Annotated in this window: 16 protein-coding genes; 10 read left to right on the top strand and 6 right to left on the bottom strand. The window is 70.1% G+C overall.

The window, feature by feature from the left end; translation table 11 throughout:
- Nucleotides 1-89: 89 nt before the first annotated feature.
- Nucleotides 90-980, bottom strand: coding sequence for a MaoC family dehydratase (locus H036_RS0105225; RefSeq protein ID WP_017933724.1), 891 nt, complete (start codon nucleotides 978-980; stop codon nucleotides 90-92).
- On the bottom strand, nucleotides 973-2307 hold the full coding sequence (locus H036_RS0105220) for a 3-oxoacyl-ACP reductase (protein WP_017933723.1): 1335 nt from the start codon (nucleotides 2305-2307) through the stop codon (nucleotides 973-975). The genes H036_RS0105225 and H036_RS0105220 overlap by 8 nt, the downstream gene beginning before the upstream one ends.
- 130 nt (nucleotides 2308-2437) lie before the next feature.
- Here H036_RS0105220 and H036_RS0105215 point away from each other — a divergent pair, with 130 nt between their 5' ends.
- The 3 genes from H036_RS0105215 to H036_RS0105205 all read left to right on the top strand — a co-directional run bounded on the left by H036_RS0105215 (nucleotide 2438) and on the right by H036_RS0105205 (nucleotide 5438).
- Entirely contained in the window at nucleotides 2438-3721 is a 1284-nt protein-coding gene (locus H036_RS0105215; protein WP_017933722.1) for an acetyl-CoA C-acetyltransferase, read from the top strand.
- A 214-nt stretch (nucleotides 3722-3935) separates the two neighbouring features.
- Entirely contained in the window at nucleotides 3936-5180 is a 1245-nt protein-coding gene (locus H036_RS21900; RefSeq protein ID WP_017933721.1) for a serine/threonine-protein kinase, read from the top strand.
- Nucleotides 5181-5252: 72 nt separating this feature from the next.
- The gene (locus H036_RS0105205; protein WP_026145803.1) at nucleotides 5253-5438 is read left to right on the top strand and encodes a hypothetical protein; all 186 of its coding nucleotides are present in this window, start codon (nucleotides 5253-5255) and stop codon (nucleotides 5436-5438) included.
- Between the two features lie 37 nt (nucleotides 5439-5475).
- Here the strand turns inward: H036_RS0105205 and H036_RS0105200 are convergent, their stop codons facing one another.
- Together H036_RS0105200 and H036_RS0105195 are read right to left on the bottom strand one after the other, a co-directional pair.
- Nucleotides 5476-6207 (bottom strand): TetR/AcrR family transcriptional regulator, encoded by a 732-nt coding sequence (locus H036_RS0105200; protein WP_017933719.1) that lies wholly within the window; start codon nucleotides 6205-6207, stop codon nucleotides 5476-5478.
- 89 nt (nucleotides 6208-6296) lie between these two features.
- Entirely contained in the window at nucleotides 6297-7829 is a 1533-nt protein-coding gene (locus H036_RS0105195; RefSeq protein ID WP_017933718.1) for an ATP-dependent DNA ligase, read from the bottom strand.
- A gap of 57 nt (nucleotides 7830-7886) precedes the next feature.
- Here H036_RS0105195 and H036_RS0105190 point away from each other — a divergent pair, with 57 nt between their 5' ends.
- Entirely contained in the window at nucleotides 7887-8798 is a 912-nt protein-coding gene (locus H036_RS0105190; protein ID WP_017933717.1) for a DNA-3-methyladenine glycosylase family protein, read from the top strand.
- 91 nt (nucleotides 8799-8889) lie between these two features.
- Here H036_RS0105190 and H036_RS0105185 read toward each other — a convergent pair whose 3' ends face one another.
- The gene (locus H036_RS0105185; protein ID WP_017933716.1) at nucleotides 8890-10143 is read right to left on the bottom strand and encodes a phospholipase D-like domain-containing protein; all 1254 of its coding nucleotides are present in this window, start codon (nucleotides 10141-10143) and stop codon (nucleotides 8890-8892) included.
- 87 nt (nucleotides 10144-10230) lie between these two features.
- Here H036_RS0105185 and uvrB point away from each other — a divergent pair, with 87 nt between their 5' ends.
- Nucleotides 10231-12357, top strand: coding sequence for an excinuclease ABC subunit UvrB (gene uvrB, locus H036_RS0105180; protein ID WP_026145801.1), 2127 nt, complete (start codon nucleotides 10231-10233; stop codon nucleotides 12355-12357).
- 159 nt (nucleotides 12358-12516) lie between these two features.
- Nucleotides 12517-13812 (top strand): MFS transporter, encoded by a 1296-nt coding sequence (locus H036_RS0105175; RefSeq protein ID WP_036487492.1) that lies wholly within the window; start codon nucleotides 12517-12519, stop codon nucleotides 13810-13812.
- 78 nt (nucleotides 13813-13890) lie between these two features.
- On the opposite strand, the gene H036_RS0105170 is transcribed toward H036_RS0105175, so the two are convergent.
- Nucleotides 13891-14898 carry a helix-turn-helix transcriptional regulator gene (locus H036_RS0105170; RefSeq protein WP_017933713.1) on the bottom strand — a complete coding sequence of 336 codons (1008 nt, stop codon included), beginning with the start codon at nucleotides 14896-14898 and terminating at the stop codon, nucleotides 13891-13893.
- Nucleotides 14899-15143: 245 nt separating this feature from the next.
- Here H036_RS0105170 and H036_RS0105165 point away from each other — a divergent pair, with 245 nt between their 5' ends.
- From H036_RS0105165 to H036_RS0105150, 4 genes are read left to right on the top strand one after another with little or no spacing between them, the layout of a single operon-like run.
- A complete protein-coding gene (locus tag H036_RS0105165; RefSeq protein ID WP_017933712.1) occupies nucleotides 15144-16304 on the top strand; it encodes a glutathione-independent formaldehyde dehydrogenase in 1161 nt (386 codons plus the stop codon).
- A complete protein-coding gene (locus H036_RS0105160) occupies nucleotides 16297-16866 on the top strand; it encodes a type 1 glutamine amidotransferase domain-containing protein (protein ID WP_017933711.1) in 570 nt (189 codons plus the stop codon). Before H036_RS0105165 ends, H036_RS0105160 begins: the two co-directional genes overlap by 8 nt.
- A 37-nt stretch (nucleotides 16867-16903) precedes the next feature.
- The gene (locus H036_RS24805) at nucleotides 16904-17419 is read left to right on the top strand and encodes a VanZ family protein (RefSeq protein ID WP_017933710.1); all 516 of its coding nucleotides are present in this window, start codon (nucleotides 16904-16906) and stop codon (nucleotides 17417-17419) included.
- Nucleotides 17410-17775 carry an MmcQ/YjbR family DNA-binding protein gene (locus H036_RS0105150; protein WP_332308787.1) on the top strand — a complete coding sequence of 122 codons (366 nt, stop codon included), beginning with the start codon at nucleotides 17410-17412 and terminating at the stop codon, nucleotides 17773-17775. The genes H036_RS24805 and H036_RS0105150 overlap by 10 nt, the downstream gene beginning before the upstream one ends.
- Nucleotides 17776-17834 lie beyond the last annotated feature (59 nt).

The following is a 17834-nucleotide window of genomic DNA, read 5'->3' as shown; positions in this document are numbered from 1 at the left end:
GACCTTCCCCATGGCTGGTGCACGCCGAGCCTGTCGAGGCGCCTCGACAAGCTCGGCGTACGTTGTCTCGGCTCGGCGTACGTGGTGCGTCAGAGGGCGGTGGTGCGACCCAGTAGGTGCAGGGTGTCGCTGCCGCGCTTGCGCAGCGAGAACGCGTACCCGCCCTCGGCCGGCCGGCCGCCGTAGGTCACCGCGCTCGGCAGGAAGACGGGCTTCTTGAAGGCGACGTCGACCCGCACCGCCTCGGGCAGCCGGTTCTCGAGCATCGCCACGCAGCGGGCCTTGGTCCACATGCCGTGCGCGATCTGGCGCGGGAAGCCGAGCGCCTTGGCCGTGAGTGCTGTCAGGTGGATCGGGTTGTAGTCGCCCGAGACTGCGGCGTACCGGCGTCCGAGGTCCGCCTTCAGCGCGAACACCGGCCCGCTCGGCGGTACGTCGATCAGCTCGTTCGGCCAGGCCGCGTCCGGGTTGCGCCGGCCCCGGCGCAGGTAGGTCGAGACCGACTCCCACACCGTCTCGCCGTCGACCGTGATGGTGCTGGTGAGCTGCCACGCGGTGCCGACCGGATGGGGGAGCGGGCTGCCGACGTCGACCCGGACGTCGAGCGTCTCACCGACGCCTATGCGGCGGTACTGGGAGATGGAGTTCTCCAGGTGCACCATGCCGATCGCCGGGACCGGGAAGCGCGGGTCGGTCAGGATCGCCAGGTGCAGCGGCTGGGCGAGCATGTGCGGGTAGGTCAAGGGGACGGTGTCCTTGACCGGGAAGCCGCACAGCAGCGCGTACTTCTCGACAGCGGCGCGCTCGACCCTCACCGGCGGCCGGGTGAGCGCGAAGCCGGCGGTGGCGTCGCGATCCTTCTTGATGCCGGGCAGCTGTCCCACGACCGGCAGCCCGGGCAGGGCGGCGCGCAGCAGCGCCTTGGGGCCACCGTCGCCGGAGACCAGGGTGGCCGCGCTCTCGGTGGCCACCTCAGGCACCCAGCATCATCTGGCCGCAGACGCGGACCACGTTGCCGTTGATGCCGGTGGAGGCGGGCGAGGCGTACCAGGCGATCGTCTCGGCGACGTCGACCGGCAGGCCGCCCTGCGCCATCGCGTTGAGGCGCTGGCCTACCTCGCGGGTCGCGAACGGCACGGCGGCGGTCATCTGGGTGATGATGAAGCCGGGCGCGACCGCGTTGATGGTGATGCCGTCGGTCAGCTCGCCGGTCAGCGAGTCGACGAGGCCGATCACGCCGGCCTTGGAGGCGGCGTAGCTGGTCTGGCCCAGGTTCCCGGCGATGCCGGCGATCGAGGCCACCCCGACGATCCGGCCGTTGGGGTTGATCGTCTTCTGCTCCAGCAGCTCAGCGGTGATCCGCTCCGGCGCCTCGATGTTGATCGAGAGCACCTTGCCGAAGCGGTCCGGGGTCTGGTTGGCGAGCTTCTTGTCCAGGGTGAGGCCGGCGTTGTGCACCACGATGTCGACGCCGCCGTGCTTCTCCTTGAGGTGCTGGGCGATCCGCTGCGGGGCGTCCTTGGCGGTGATGTCGAGCGTGAGCCAGTCGCCGTCGAGCTCCTTCATCACGTGCTGCAGCTCGCCGGCGGCCTGCGGCAGGTCGAGTCCGACGACGGTGGCGCCGTCGCGGTGCAGCACCCGCGCGATCTCCTCGCCGATGCCCCGGCTGGCACCGGTGACGAAGGCGACCTTGCCCGCCAGCGGTCGGGTCCACTCGGCCACCTCGCCGGCCTTCTGCTCCTGGTGGGCGCCGATCCGGACGACCTGGCCCGAGACGTACGCCGACTTGGGGCTGAGCAGGAAGCCGAGCGTGCTGAGCAGGGAGTCCTCGTAGCCTTCGGCGACGTACACGAGCTGGACGGTGCCGCCCCTGCCGATCTCCTTGCCGAGACTGCGGGTGAATCCCTCCAGGGCGCGCTGCGCGACCCGCTCGGCGCCGGCGAGCAGCTCGGGCGGCGTGCCGACCACGATCACGCGCGGGCAGGTCTGCAGGCTGCGCAGCACCGGGGTGAAGAACTCCTGGAGGGCGACCAGCTCCGCGATCGAGGTCAGGCCGGTGGCGTCGAAGACCAGGCCCTTGTACTTCTGTCCGTCGGCCTGCGCGGTCGCGGAGGTCACCCCGAGCACGTCGAGGAGGCCGGGCAGCTCGTCGGCGAGGCGGCCGCGGCCGCCGATCAGGACGGTGCCCTTCACCAGCGGGTCGCCGGCGGTGTAGCGCTCGAGCTTCGTCGGCTGGGGCAAGCCGAGGTTCTTGACCAGCAGCTTGCCAATGGTGGACTGGGTGAAGGCCTGGTACTTGTCGCTCATGCTCCGGCTTCCTTGCTCGCGTACGCGTTGGACGGTACTGATGTAACTAGACGTGTAACTCAGTGTCCACATTTCGTGGTGTCCCTCTCATACCCTTCTCTCACAGCCGCCTCGAAGCAAGGATGTACACATGACCAAGACCACCCGCCGCGTCGCGATCATCGGCGGCAACCGCATCCCGTTCGCGCGTTCCAACGGCGCCTACGCCACCGCCTCCAACCAGGAGATGCTCACCGCCGCGATCGACGGTCTCGTGGACAGGTTCGGCCTGGCCGGCGAGCGCATCGGCGAGGTGGCGGCCGGCGCGGTGCTCAAGCACAGCCGCGACTTCAACCTGACGCGTGAGTCGGTGCTGGGCTCGAGGCTCGCTCCCGAGACCGCCGCGGTCGACCTGCAGCAGGCGTGCGGCACCGGCCTGCAGGCCGCGACGTACATCGCCAACAAGATCGCGCTCGGGCAGATCGACTCGGGTATCGCCGGCGGCGCCGATACCACCTCGGACGCACCGATCGCACTGGGTGAGAACCTGCGCAAGATCCTGCTCGAGGCCAACCGCGCCAAGAGCACCTCGGCCCGGCTGAAGGCGCTGCTGAAGGTGCGGCCGGGCGACATCGTGCCGACCATCCCGGCCAACGTGGAGCCGCGCACCCGCCTCTCGATGGGCGAGCACGCGGCGCTGACCGCGGTCGAGTGGCAGATCGCCCGGGAGGACCAGGACGCGCTCGCGGCCGCGTCGCACCAGAAGCTCGCCGCGGCGTACGAGCGGGGCTGGTTCGACGACCAGATCATGCCCTTCCGCGGCCTGGAGCGGGACAACAACCTGCGCGGCGACTCCACCGCCGAGAAGCTCGCCAAGCTCAAGCCGGTCTTCGGCAAGGGCGAGGCGGCCACCATGACCGCGGGCAACTCCACGCCGCTGACCGACGGTGCCTCCACGGTGCTGCTCGCGTCCGAGGAGTGGGCCGAGGAGCGCGGTCTGCCCGTCCTTGCCTACTTCGTCGACTCCGAGGTCGCTGCGGTCGACTACGTCAACGGTGGCGAGGGCCTGCTGATGGCGCCCGCCTACGCGATGCCGCGGATGCTGGCCCGCAACGGGCTGACCTTCGACGACTTCGACTTCTTCGAGATCCACGAGGCGTTCGCCTCGCAGGTGCTGGCCACGCTCAAGGCGTGGGAGGACCCGATCTTCTGCAAGGAGCGGCTCGGCCTCGATGCTCCGCTCGGGGTGGTTCCGCGAGAGAAGCTCAACGTCAACGGCTCCTCCCTGGCGGCGGGCCATCCGTTCGCCGCGACCGGCGGCCGGATCATCAACAACCTGGCCAAGCTGCTCGCGGAGAAGGGCTCGGGCCGCGGTGTCATCTCGGTCTGCGCCGCGGGCGGCCAAGGCGTGACGGCCATCATCGAGCGCCCCTGAGGCACCGACGACTGCTTGCCGCGGCGCGGTGAGCATCGGGCATCACGGACTGGGTACCTCCCGTTCGTGATGCCGTGGGGTGATGGGGGCGCTGGCGCACCGATGTCCGGGGCCGGCCCCCTCGGTGGACGCTACGAGCTGCGCCGACTGCTCGGCACCGGTGGCTCGGGCGCTGTCTTCCTGGCACACGATCTGGTGCTGCATCGCGACGTCGGTGAAGTTGCTGCGCCCGGGCCAGGACGAAGTCGCCCACCAGCGCCTCAACCAGGAGGCACGCCTCGCGGCGTCGCTCGCCCATCCCGGGGTTGCGCGCCTGCTCGACGTCGGCGAGGACGACACGATCCTGGGCGGGGCGCCGTACCTGGTGATGGAGCACGTCGACGGGCAGACCTTGCGCGACCTGATCCGCTCGGGCGAGCGCCTCAGCGTCGAGGAGGTGATGCGCCTGCTCGCCCAGGTTGCCGAGGCGGTGGCCGCCGTCCATGCCGCCGGGATCGTGCACCGTGACCTCAAACCCGGCAACATCATGCTGGCCGCGAGCGGGCGGGCGGTGCTGCTCGACTTCGGCATCGCTCGCCACCACAGCGGAGAGCCGCTCACCCTGACCGGCACGATCGTGGGCACCGTCGACTACATCAGCCCGGAGCAGGCATCTGGTGCCTCGGCCACCACCGCCTCGGACCTCTACGCACTCGGCACGGTGGCCTACGAGTGCCTGACCGGGCTGCGGCCGCTGCATCGCGACACCCAGGTCTCGACCCTCATGGCGCATGCCACCACGCCGCTGCCGCCGATGCCCGCGACCATTCCGGCCGGCATCCGCGAGCTCGTCGAGGCGATGGTCGCCCTCGACCCGGCGCAGCGCCCGCCGAGTGCCGCCGCGGTCGCCGCGCGGGCACGCGCGTTGCTGCGCGAGCTGGGGGAGACGCCCGGCGTCGTACCCGCGTCAGGTGCGGCTCCGCTCGCGACGGTGCTCACCCGCGGGCCCGTCGGAGCTGCTGCGGAGCCGCGGCCCACGGCCGGTCTCTCCGCCCGACGTCGCCGACACGTGCTGGTCGGCGCCTGCGCGGTGCTGCTCGCGGCGGCGGGGATGGTGGCGTTCGGCAGCAGGGGCAGCGATCCGGCGGCTCCCGCAACCGCTGCCGTAGCGACCTCGGCAGCGCCGTCGCCGACAGCATCGGCCCCCGTGGTCCTGGCGGCAGTCGAAGGGACGTCGAGGCACGCGTCGGGATCATCGGGCCCGACATCGTCCGCGCATCGACACCCGGCGGCGCCGCGGGCCGGAGGGCACCGGTCCGCGAAACCGGTCGGCGCGGTCAGCGGTGCCCGGTCGAAAGGACATGGGAAGGCGAAGAAGCCGAAGAACTCGAAAGAGCCGAAGAAGCCGAAGAACTCGAAAGAGCCGAAGAAGCCGAAGAAGCCGAAGAAGAGGGGCCACGGGCCGGGCCGCAAGAGTTGATCGCCTCGACCGGTCTAGGCCGGTCGCGAACCGCTGCATCGAACTGCGCCGAGGGGATACCTCCCGTGCGTGATGTCTCTTCGGGAGAGCGGTGCCGGGGTGGCGGCCGGCGGTGAGCGCCGGGTGCGCTCCGTACGGCGCCACCACGCGATCGCCGCCCTGATCGCGCTGCTGTTGGCGCTGGTGGCCGGATTCCTGTTGGCGCAGAAGGCGGGGGTGCCGGCGGAGCAGGGCGTGACGAACAGCGTGCGCCCCTGAGCCGCAGTGCTGCCTGGCCTGTCGGCGGAACGTGCGCTCAGCCCTTGGCGAGGGCGATGGCGGCCGTGACGAAATGGTCCCGGACCTGCTCGGGGGAGAGCGTCGCGACGGTCGGTACGCCGGGAGACGTCTCCGCGACCAGGATGCCCACGTGCGCGAGCTGCAGGGCGCCGAGGCCGACGCCGTAGAGCATGTTGGCGAGCAGGGTGGAGTCCTCGACGGCGAAGTCGCCGGCGGCGGTGCCGTCCTCGAGCAGCCGTCGCAGCGGGCCCATCGCGCCCGCCATCGCGCGGCCGAGCCGGAACATCGCGCTCTCCGAGATCTCGTCGAACAGCTCGGGGCCGCGTCGGCGCATCAGCGCGTGGGCGCAGTCGACGAAGGCGGGGTAGCGCACGCCGTACTCGACGAACGCGCCGACCACCGCCCGCAGCCGCTCCGTGGCGTCGGCGTCCGTAGGGTCAGCCGCGACCAGCGCTGCTCGCAGCTCCTCGAGGTAGTCGACGAGGGTGAGCGCGAAGATCTCCTCCTTGCCGGTGAAGTGCCGGTAGACGATCGCCCGGTTGATGCCGACGGCGCGCGCGATGTCCTCGATCTGGGCGTCACGCAGCCCGCGCTGGTCGAACAGCTCTCGCGTGGCCTGGATGATCTCGGCCTCGCGCGCTCGGCGCCGGGCCGCGGCCGCTGAGCGACGGCCGTCCTTGGGCACGTCGTTGCTGGTCTTGCCGGCTGACTCCTCAGGGCGGTCCGTCGGCTCGGTCTGCGGACTCATGCGAAGAACTGTACGACGTGTGACACCGGGAGTTGCAGGAAGGCCGTCCGGCCCACTGCCGCGCTGGGTGCGATGGTGCCCGCGAGCGGTCAGTGTTGCTCGCCGGCGATCAGCGAACGGACGGTGGCGATCGTGTCGGCGTCCTCGGGTCGCTTGTCGTCGCGGTAGCGGACCACCCGGGCGAACCTCAGGGCGAGGCCGCCGGCATAGCGGGTGGAGCGCTGGAGGCCGTCGAAGGCGATCTCGACGACCTGGGCCGGTCGCACCGGCACCACCCAGCCGTCGGTTCCCTCCGTGGCGAGCTCGGTGAACCGCTCCGTCTGCCAACGCAGCATCTCGTCGGTCATCCCTTTGAACGTCTTGCCCAGCATCACCCAGCCGTCGGTGTCCGGGTCACGGGCGGCGAGATGGATGTTGGAGAGCCAGCCGCGGCGTCGGCCCGAGCCCCACTCCACCGCGATCACCACCAGGTCGAGGGTGTGCACAGGTTTGACCTTGATCCAGCCGGAGCCGCGTCGGCCGGCTTCCCAGGTGGCGTCGAGCGACTTGACCACCACGCCCTCGTGGCCTGAGCGCAGGGTCTGCGCGGCGAAGGTCTCCGCAGCTGCGACGTCGTCGGTGACCAGGCGCTCCACCCGGTGCTCCTCGGGCACGATGGAGTCCAGCACCGCGAGCCGGTCGCGCAGCGGCAGGTCATGGAGGTCACGGCCGTCGAGGTGCACCACGTCGAAGAAGTAGGGCGCGACCCGCGCGGCCGAGTCACCGTGCGTGGCCGTCCGGGAAGCGGTCTCCTGGAACGGTCGGGGCCGACCGCCGTCGTCCAGGGTCATCGCTTCGCCGTCGAGCACGCAGCGCTGCAGCGGCAGCGACCGGGCCACCGCGACCACCTCCGGCAGGCGCGCGGTGATGTCGTCCAGCGTGCGGGTGGCGACCAGCACGTCGTCGCCGTCGCGGTGCACTTGGATCCGGATGCCGTCGAGCTTGGCGTCCACGGCGATTGCGCCGGCGCTCGGACCGGCGACCTTGGCGATCGCCTCGGCCACCGATGGCGCACTGGAGGCAAGCATGGGCAGCACCGGCCGGCCGACGACCAGCCCGACCTGGCCCAGCGCCTGCTCGCCCTCGAAGGCCCGCGCCGCGATCGCGACCGTCGAGCCCGCCAGCATCGCCGCGCGACGCACGGAGGCCAGCGACACCTCGGCGGCACTCGCCAGCGCCTCCTGCACCAGTGAGTCGAGGGCACCTTGGCGCACCTCGCCGGTGACCAGCCCGCGCAGCCACGCCTGCTCCTCGGCACTCGCCCGCCCGAACAGCTCCACCACCGCGGCGGCCCGCGCCGCTGCCGAGCCGGCACCTGCCAGCAGCGAGATCCGCTCGAAAGCCTCGTGCACGTCCTGAACCTTCAGCGTCGAGGAGGAGGCCGGCGCCGGCAGGGTGGTCAGCGATCGCCAGCCCAGCCCGGTCCGCCGCTGGAGCAGCGCGCCGCCCAGGTAGGACACCACGACGGGCAGCTCATCGGAACCGGCCTGGACCAGGCAGGAGGCCAGCGAGGCCACCTTGGCCTTGCGCGAGCGGGTCGCTGCGACCGCGGCGGAGGTGGCGACAAGCGTGCTCAGCTGCATGTCCCTATCAAAGCCGAGACCTCCGACAGTTCCAGCGCTTGCGTAGGGTGAACCGTCATGAGCCTGACCCGCGCGTGGGTCCCGCCGTACGACCTCGACCTCGGCGCCCTGCTGATCCACCGGCGCGGCCCGGGCGACCCGACCTACCGCCTGGTCGACGGCGTGCACTGGCGCGGCATCCGCACGCCGGACGGACCGGCCACGCTTGCGATCCGCGCCCGCGGCGAGCGTGGGGGAGACGTCGAGGCGACGGCCTGGGGCAGCGGGGCGACCTGGGCGCTCGACAGCCTGCCGGCCATGCTCGGCGCCGAGGACGATGCGGCCGGCTTCGCTCCGGAGGACGACCTGCTGCAGGCAGCCCTCCAGCACTTCGGCGTGCCCCGGATCGGCCGCACCGGCCTGGTGCTGGAGGCGCTGGTCCCGGCGATCCTGGAGCAGAAGGTGACCGGGCAGGAGGCCTTCGCCGGCTATCGCCACCTCGTCAACAGGTACGGCGAGCCCGCACCCGGCCCCGCCGCCGCACAGATCCGGCTGCGCGTGCAGCCGACCGCGTCAGTGATCCGCCAGGTGCCCAGCTGGTGGTGGCTGCGGATGCACGTGGACCCCGCGCGCTCCCGCGCCCTCGTCACCGCCGCCCGCGTCGCCGACAGCCTCGAACGCACGGTCGGCCTGCCCGGTGAGGAGGTCGAGCGCCGGCTGACCAGCCTGCCCGGCATCGGCGAGTGGACCGCTGCCGAGGTGCGTCAGCGCGCGCACGGCGACCCCGATGCCGTCAGCTACGGCGACTATCACGTGGCCAAGGACGTCGGCTGGGCGGTGACGGGCGAGCCGTGGGACGACGAGCAGCTGAGGACGTTCCTGGCGCCGTACCGGCCGCACCGGGGGCGCGTGGTGCGGCTCCTGTACCGGGCCCGCGGATCACGCCCGCGCCGCGGCCCGCGGATGGCGCCGCGCACGCACCTGCCTTGACGCCGACAGCCACGCGTCCCGTACGGAACGGTGGTCGCTACCGGCGTGTCGGCCACCGTTTCGTACGGGGCGCGGGCGCTGCGGCAGGCGCCTAGAGGAACGGCCGCAGCGGAGTCAGCACGAACTCGGTGAACTTGCGGTGGACGTCGCGCGCCTGCCATTCGGCCATGGTCAGCTCGAGGCTGTTCGTGCAGTCGGTGGTGAAGATCTCCTCCATCGACTCAGCGAGCGCATGGTCGATCACCTCGACGTTGATCTCATAGTTCCCGGACAGGCTGAGGCGATCGATGTTCGCCGTACCGACCGTCGTCCAGCTTCCGTCCACGGTCGCGGTCTTCGCGTGGATCATCGCGTCGCGGAACCGGAAGATCCGTACGCCGGCGTCGAGGAGCTGGGCGAAGTAGCCGCGGCTGATCCAGTCGGTGACGACGTGGTTGGACTTCAGTGGCAGCAGCACCCGTACGTCGACGCCGCGCTGGGCCGCATCCTTGAGCGCGTCCACGAAGTCCTGGTCGGGCAGGAAGTAGGCGGTGGTCAACCAGATGTTGGTGGAGGCGCGGTTGATCGCCTCGAGGTACATCGCGCGGACCGGGAACATCATCAGTCGCGGCACGTTGCGGTGGAACCGGATCGTCGCCTCCCACGCGCTCGGTGCCTCGATGAGCAGCGGCGGCTGTGAGGCGCCGAGTCGCTTGCGGCGGTTGAGGTTCCAGAAGTCGGCGAACGCGCGCTTGAGGTCGACCACCCCAGGGCCCGTGATGCGCAGGTGGGTGTCGCGCCACTCGGTCGCGTAAGCAGTGCCGATGTTGTAGCCACCGATGAACGCGGCGGTCTCGTCGACGACCAGGATCTTGCGGTGGTCGCGGCCGTAGCGACGGAAGTCGAAGAACCGCCAGCCGGCCGGGTAGACGGGGTATCGGAGCACCTTGATGCCCGCCGGCATGCGCTTGAACCGTGGCGGCACGACCAGGTTGGCGAAGGAGTCGAAGACGCAGTAGACCTCGACCCCTCGGGCGGCCGCGTCCATCAGGGCGATCTTGAACCGCTGGCCGACCTCGTCGCCCTTCCAGATGTAGCTCTCGAAGAGAACCTGCCGCTGCGCGTCCTCGATCGCCCGGATCATGTCGGCGTAGAGATCCTGGCCGAAGGTGTAGGTGGTGATCGTGCCCTCGCCCACCGCGGTGGCACGCGGGGGCGTGACAGGAAAGGGCTTGGGCTTCTTGCCCCGGCTGCGGTAGGCGTCCACCAGCGTCATCACGACCGCCAGTGCCACCGGAGTGACGACGACGGCCAGGAGAGTACGGCGCAGCACGCGGGCGAGCCGCTCGATGTCGGGTGCTCTCACGCTGCCAATCTAGGGCACGCGCACGGCAGGGACCGGGCCGGTCGGGCTGGATCCAATCCTGTCGGTGGGCGGACGTACGCTCGGGGTATGCGACCCGTGACTGATCTCGAGCGCCGAGTGGCGCCGTTCGACGTCATCTCCGACTATGAGCCCGGCGGTGATCAGCCGGCGGCGATCGCCGAGATCTCCAAGCGGATCAAGGCCGGGGTGGAGGACGTCGTGCTGCTGGGCGCCACCGGCACCGGCAAGACGGCCACCGTCGCGTGGGTGACCGAGCAGCTGCAGCGCCCGGTGCTGGTGCTCCAACCCAACAAGACGCTCGCCGCGCAGTTCGCCAACGAGCTGCGCCAGCTCTTCCCGGAGAACGCTGTCGAATACTTCGTCAGCTACTACGACTACTACCAGCCCGAGGCCTACGTCCCGCAGACGGACACCTACATCGAGAAGGACTCCTCGATCAACGAGGAGGTGGAGCGGCTGCGTCACTCGGCGACCAACTCGCTGCTGACCCGGCGCGACGTCATCGTCGTCTCCACGGTCTCCTGCATCTACGGTCTGGGCACCCCGCAGGAGTACGTCGACAGGATGCTCCGGCTGCGCGTCGGCGAGGAGCACGATCGGGACTCGATCCTGCGCCGGTTGGTGGAGATCCAGTACACCCGCAACGACATGGCCTTCACCCGCGGCACTTTCCGGGTGCGCGGGGACACCCTGGAGATCTTCCCGGTCTACGAGGAGCACGCCGTCAGGATCGAGTTCTTCGGCGATGAGATCGAGCGGCTGATGACGCTGCACGCGGTCACCGGCGAGGTCATCACCGAGGACAAGGAGCTCTACGTCTTCCCGGCCACCCACTACGTCGCCGGCCCCGAGCGGATGGAGCGTGCGATCAACGGCATCGAGCGGGAGCTCGAGGAGCAGCTCGCCAAGTTCGAGCGCGAGGGCAAGCTGCTGGAGGCCCAGCGACTGCGGATGCGCACCACCTACGACATCGAGATGATGCGTCAGGTCGGCTCCTGCTCCGGCATCGAGAACTACTCGATGCACATCGACGGCCGCAGTCGGGGGAGTGCGCCCAACTGTCTGCTCGACTACTTCCCCGAGGACTTCGTGCTGGTGGTGGACGAGTCGCACGTGGCGGTGCCGCAGGTCGGCGGCATGTATGAAGGCGACATGTCCCGCAAGCGCAACCTGGTCGACCACGGCTTCCGGCTGCCGAGCGCGATGGACAACCGGCCACTGCGCTGGGAGGAGTTCCTGGAGCGGATCGGCCAGACGATTTACCTGTCGGCAACGCCCGGCGACTACGAGCTCGACAAGGTCGGGGGAGACACCGTCCAGCAGATCATCCGTCCGACCGGACTGGTCGACCCCGAGGTTGTCGTGAAGCCGACCAAGGGCCAGATCGACGACCTGATCCACGAGATCAAGCTGCGCACCGAGAAGAACGAGCGCGTCCTGGTCACCACCTTGACCAAGAAGATGTCGGAGGACCTGACCGACTACCTCCTCGACGCCGGCATCCGCACCCGCTACCTGCACTCCGAGGTCGACACCCTCAAGCGGGTGGAGCTGCTGCGCGACCTCCGTCTGGGCGAGTACGACGTGCTTGTCGGCATCAACCTGCTGCGCGAGGGTCTCGACCTTCCGGAGGTCTCGCTGGTGGCGATCCTGGACGCCGACAAGGAGGGCTTCCTGCGCTCGGACAAGTCGCTGATCCAGACGATCGGCCGAGCGGCCCGCAACGTGTCCGGCCAGGTCCACATGTACGCCGACAGGATCACCCCCTCGATGGAGTCCGCCATCGATGAGACCAACCGCCGCCGGGCGATCCAGGTCGCCTACAACACCGAGCGCGGCATCGACCCGCAGCCGCTGCGCAAGAAGATCGCCGACATCACCGACATGCTCGCCCGTGAGGGTGAGGACACCGACGCCCTGCTTCAGACCTGGGCGGGCACCGAGGCCAAGGGCCGTGCCGGTGGTGTGCGGAAGAAGTCTCCGACGCCGGTGCTCGGCGACCGCGCCGCCGAGGCTCGCGAGCACGGCCTGGTGGGCCTGCCCTCGGCCGACCTCGCTCAGCTGATCCAGGACCTCACCGAGCAGATGAGGGGCGCCGCCGCCGAGCTGCAGTTCGAGGTGGCGGCCCGGCTGCGCGACGAGATCGGCGACCTCAAGAAGGAGCTCCGTCAGATGATGGAAGCAACGAAGTGAGGAGGGAGAGCGCCCGCCGAGGAACGGGCGGTGGTGCTCTCCCGACGAACGCGGACGCTGCGCGAGCGAAGCCAGCGCCGGCGACTGAGTGAGCGCGAGCGACAGAGCGCCCACTAGTTGAATTTCGCCCGCCTCCGACCGCGGGCATAAAATCAAGCGATGAATCCCGCCCCCGCCTCGCGAGCCTGGCTCGTGTGGGGCGCAGGAGTCGCGGTCTACCTGCTGGCCGTCTTCAACCGCAGCAGCCTCGCTGTCGCCGGGCTCATCGCGACCGACCGATTCCACATTAGCGCCGGACAGCTCGCGACGTTCGCGATGCTGCAGCTGCTGGTCTACGCAGGCATGCAGATCCCCGTCGGCCTGATGGTCGACAGGTTCGGGTCGCGGACGGTGCTCATCGGCGGTCTGCTGGTGATGAGCGCGGCGCAGACCGGCTTCGCGTTGGCCACGACGTACCCGGAGGCGCTGGTCGCGCGCGTGTTCGTCGGGATGGGCGACGCGATGACCTTCATCTGCGTGCTGCGGCTGGTCAGCGCATGGTTCCCGCTGCGGCGGATCCCGCTGGTCACCCAGCTGACCGGAAACGTCGGCCAGCTGGGCGCGCTGTTCGCGGCCGTACCGATGACGTGGGCGCTGAGCCACCTGGGTTGGCATGCGGCGTACCTGATTGCTGCCGGGGCCGGCCCCGTCCTGCTGGTGCCGCTGCTGCTCTTCCTGCGGGACACGCCTGGGTCACGCAACCACCGGGGTACGGCGCTGAGCCTCCCCGACCTCGGACGCAACCTGCGCGCCGCCTGGGACCAGCCGGGGACCCGACTCGGGTTCTGGGTGCACTTCACCACGCCGTTCAGCGCGACCGTGCTCGCGCTGCTGTGGGGCTACCCGTTCTTCGTCGAGGGCGAGCACCTCTCCGACGGTGCCGCTGGCAGCCTGCTGAGTCTGATCGTGGTGGCGAACATCGTCGCCGGCCCGGTCCTCGGCTGGTTGGTCGGACGGCATCCGTGGCATCGCTCGTCGCTGGCCCTGTGCATCGTCGCCGCGATCGTCGCGAGCTGGACGGTGGTGCTGCTCTGGCCCGGCCATGCGCCGTACTGGCTGCTTGCCATCACCGTCTTCGTGGCCGGGTGTGGCGGTCCGGGGTCGATGATCGGCTTCGACGTCGGCCGCACCAGCAACCCGGGTCACCGACTGGCCAGCGCGAGCGGCATCATCAACGTGGCCGGCTTCGTCGCCGCGCTGATCACCATCGTGGCCGTCGGGTTCATCCTCGACTGGCGCACCCCCGGTGGCGGCACCACCTACACCGACTCCGCATTCCACTGGGCGATGTCCTTCCAGTACCTCGTGTGGGGACTGGGCACCGTCATGATCCTGCGCCAGCGTCGGGTGATCCGGGCGCAGGTGAAGCGTGCGGCGGTCGACTCCGGCGACAGCATGGTCCGCGCCGCGATCTGAGGCCACCGCCAGACTCCGTGACGGTGTCGAGAGGCCACCCTCCGCCTGCTATGGGTCAGCGCGGGCGGTAGGGGTCGGTCAGGCCGCACCTGGCGATGCAGGGACGTAGCAGCCCTCCCGCTCGGCCCGGACCGCAGCCAGGGTCCTCGTGGGCGCCTGCATCTTGTCCAGCAGGTGCTCCAGGTGCGCAGCGACGGTGCGGGGCGCTACGGCCAGCCTCTTCGCGATCTGCTGGTTCGAGCTGCCCTCGACCAGCAGCCCGAGCACCTGGAGCTCGCGCGGGGTGAGGCCTCGGCAGCCCGCATCCGGCGTCACCAGGAGCGTGCCGAGCACGAAGGCCGGTTCCTCAGTCGCAGCCAGCACCGTCATGCGCGCGTGACCGGTGGCTCCGGCACCGTCGTGCGTCGGCCACAGGAACGACCGGTACACCTGGCCGGCCGTGAGCGTCTCCTGGGCGATCTTGACGACTGGTGAGTCCGCGAGCAGGAGGGGGTGATCCCCGAGGCCGGGAAGCGGGAAGGTGGTGCGATCCCGAAGAAGCACGACACCCGACGTTGCACCTTGCACGATGCGCGCGGTAGCGAGCAGCGACCGCATCGGGGACAGACCCCGAGCGATCAAGGGCGAGATCCGCCTGATGCGGCCACGCATCCCAGCGGACGGTGAGTCCCTGGTGGAGGACAACAGGCCGAGGACTCCGATGTGCGGGCCGCCGGGCTCGAAGAGCGCCACGCCCAAGCCCTCGCGGAATCCAGCCGGGATCAGACACTCAGCCCACGTGGGCAGCTCGTCGGCGTGGATCGGGAGGTCCGCCAGGCTGACCGGCGGGCGGTCACGGTCCAGGCCGGCCAGCTCGATCTCCTGCGCCACTACCGGGCGGTTCATGTGGTCGACGACGGATCGATCGAGCCCGCTGCTCCCGACGGTCATGTAGACCGTCGACCCTGGATCGCACAGCGCCAGCCATGCGGCGTCGCAGGGCACCCAGCGGTCGAGCCACTGCAGGATCGCTTGGGCTCGTTCCGGTGCGGGAGCGCTCGACGCAGCGATCTCGACCATCTCGGCGACCGGCGGATCGTCCCGCATGGGACTCCCTCCAGCGATATCGGATCAGAGGCGTTCAGAGGTCCGACAGGGTCGGAGACTCGTGACTGGCCGGTGCCCCTCGCTCACGAAGGCACATGCCCCGGTACCCGCCGCGACCACCACAAACCCGTTGGTCGCTATAGGCATGTCTGCCGATACCGCGCGCCGCTGTCGGCCTCGTGTAATGGAGGTCCCGCCCCGATCTCGGGGAGGGGAGCACATCCGCGACGAGGAGGCAGGGCAGCATGAAGGCAGTGGTGTACGACGGCCCGCGGCAGGTCAGCGTGAAGGACGTACCGGACGCACGGATCGAGCGGTCGACCGACGTGTTGGTACAGATCACCTCGACGAACATCTGTGGCTCGGACCTGCACATGTACGAGGGCCGGACTGATTTCGAACCCGGGCGGTGGTTCGGGCATGAGAATCTGGGTCGGGTGGTCGCGGTCGGCGACGGGGTCGACAAGGTCCAGGTGGGCGAGTACGTCGTCCTGCCGTTCAACATCGCCTGTGGCCACTGCAAGAACTGCGAGCGCCAGCTGACGAACTACTGCCTGACGGCCCAGCCGGAGCCGTCGATGGCCGGGGCGGCGTACGGCTTCGCGGACATGGGGCCGTGGGCCGGGGGTCAGGCCGAGCTGTTGCGGGTGCCGTGGGGCGACTTCAACTGCCTGCGGCTCGGGGAGGATGCCGAGGAGCGCCAGGCCGACTACGTGATGCTGGCCGACATCTTCCCGACCGGCTACCACGCCACCGAGATGGCCGGCGTGAAGCCGGGCGACCAGACGGTGATCTACGGTGCCGGTCCGGTCGGGTTGATGGCCGCCCTCTCGGCGACGATCAAGGGGGCCAGCAAGGTGATGGTGGTCGATCGGCAGCCCGACCGGCTGCGGCTGGCCGAGTCGATCGGTGCGATCGCGATCGACGACTCGAAGGTTGATCCGGTGCAGGCTGTTCTGGACCAGACGATGGGGCTGGGCGCGGACAACGGCTGCGAGTGCGTCGGCTACCAGGCGCACGAGCCCGATGGCCATGAGCAGGCCAACCTGACGATGAACCGCTTGGTCGCCTCGGTGCGCTTCACCGGCACGATCGGCACTGTGGGTGTGTTCGTGCCTCAGGACCCGGGTGCCAGCGACGAGTTGGCGAAGCAGGGCAAGCTCGCCTTCGACTTCGGCATGTTCTGGTTCAAGGGTCAGCACGTTGGCAGTGGTCAGGCGCCGGTGAAGAAGTACAACCGGCAGCTGCGGGACCTGGTCGCGGCGGGCAAGGCCGAGCCGTCGTTCATCGTGAGTCACGAGTTGACCCTCGACCAGGCGCCGGGGGCCTACGAGCACTTCGACAACCGCGACGACGGCTGGACCAAGGTGATCCTGCACCCGGCGATGGCGGGAGCGGGTGCCTGACGTGGCCGCGGTGCTGAACGGACGCCGGGTCGCCATCCTTGCCGCTGACGGGGTGGAACGCGTCGAGCTGGAGCGGCCGCGGCAGGCGCTCGAGGACGCGGGTGCACACGCCGAGGTCGTCTCCATCGCCAGCGGCGAGATCCAGGCGCGCAACCAGGACCTTGTGGACGCCGGTACCTTCGCGGTCGACCGGCTGGTCGACGAGGTGTCGGTCGACGACTACGAGGCGCTGCTCCTTCCGGGCGGGACGGTCAATCCGGACAAGTTGCGGATGGAACCGGCCGCGGTGCAGTTCGTACGCAGCTTCGTCCAGTCGGGGAAGCCGGTGGCCTCGATCTGCCACGGCCCGTGGAACTTCGTCGAGGCCGACGTCGCACGGGGTCGCCGGCTGACCTCGTGGCCGAGCGTGCGCACCGACCTGCGCAACGCCGGGGCGGAGGTGGTCGACGAGCAGGTGGTCACCGACGGCAACATCACGACGAGCCGGTCACCGGACGACCTGCCGGCGTTCTGCGAGCGCATCGTGGAGGAGTTCGCCAGGGCGCCGCGGTCAGGACGGTAGCGAGACCTCGCGGGCGTGGCGGCCTCGCAGGAGACTGGTGGCGATCTACGTTGGATGGGTGACTCCGGCGAGCGTGCACCTGGCCCGGCTGACGGGCTGGTTCCTGCTGCTCGCATCTGTGGTCGTGGTGCTCGGGCTCACGCTCAGCCCGGGCATCTCCTCGGGGACGCGGTCCGCGAACCTCCGGCCCGGGCACGACATCTGGCTCGAGCTGCACAATCTGAACCCGCGGGTCGGGCTGATCAACATCTTCGGCAACGTCGCGATGTTCGTGCCGATCGGGTTCCTGCTGGTCACGGCAGTCGGCGACGGCATCGCCCGCGCGGTGCTCGGCGGGGCGCTGCTGTCGACGACGATCGAGTGCTGCCAGTACCAGATCGGCCGAGCCGCCGACATCGACGACGTACTGCTCAACGCCACCGGTGCGCTGCTCGGCGCGGTCGCCGCAGCGGTGTCCGTCGCCGTGGTCAGCAAGGCCGCACGCCGCCCCCGGCACCACCAGTCGCAACCTCGACAACGAGCGCGACATCCAGAACGCGTGCCATCGCGCTGAGCCTCGACGCGGCCGCGCCGACGGCGTACTGCCTCGACGAGCCCGGCGCGTGGGCCGACAACCCGTGGGTGCACGAGCATCCGGTCGTCAAGGTCGGGCCGGGCGAGGGCGGCAAGATCTTCGCGTTCCTCGGTGCCGGAACCGTCGGGATCAAGGCTGCCGCGACTCGCGAGGAGGCCGATGAGTGGCTGGCGCGCTATCCCGGCGACGCGGTGGTGATGGCCTACATCGGTCGCTCCGGATGGAACACCCTCACCGTCGGCGGAGCGATACCGGACGACGAGATCCTGGCCGCGATCGACGACTCCTACGACCTGATCCTGGCCAAGCTGCCGAAGCGGCTACGGCCGACCTGACTCCCGACCTGACTCCCGGCGGGGCTCGTTCGCGGGCTGGGGTTCGCTCGCCCGCTCAC

Source organism: Nocardioides sp. Iso805N (genome assembly GCF_000364605.1).
Classification (GTDB): Bacteria; Actinomycetota; Actinomycetes; order Propionibacteriales; family Nocardioidaceae; genus Nocardioides.
The sequence above is the reverse complement of the archived record's forward strand: the minus strand, read 5'-3'. Positions and strand labels throughout refer to the sequence as shown.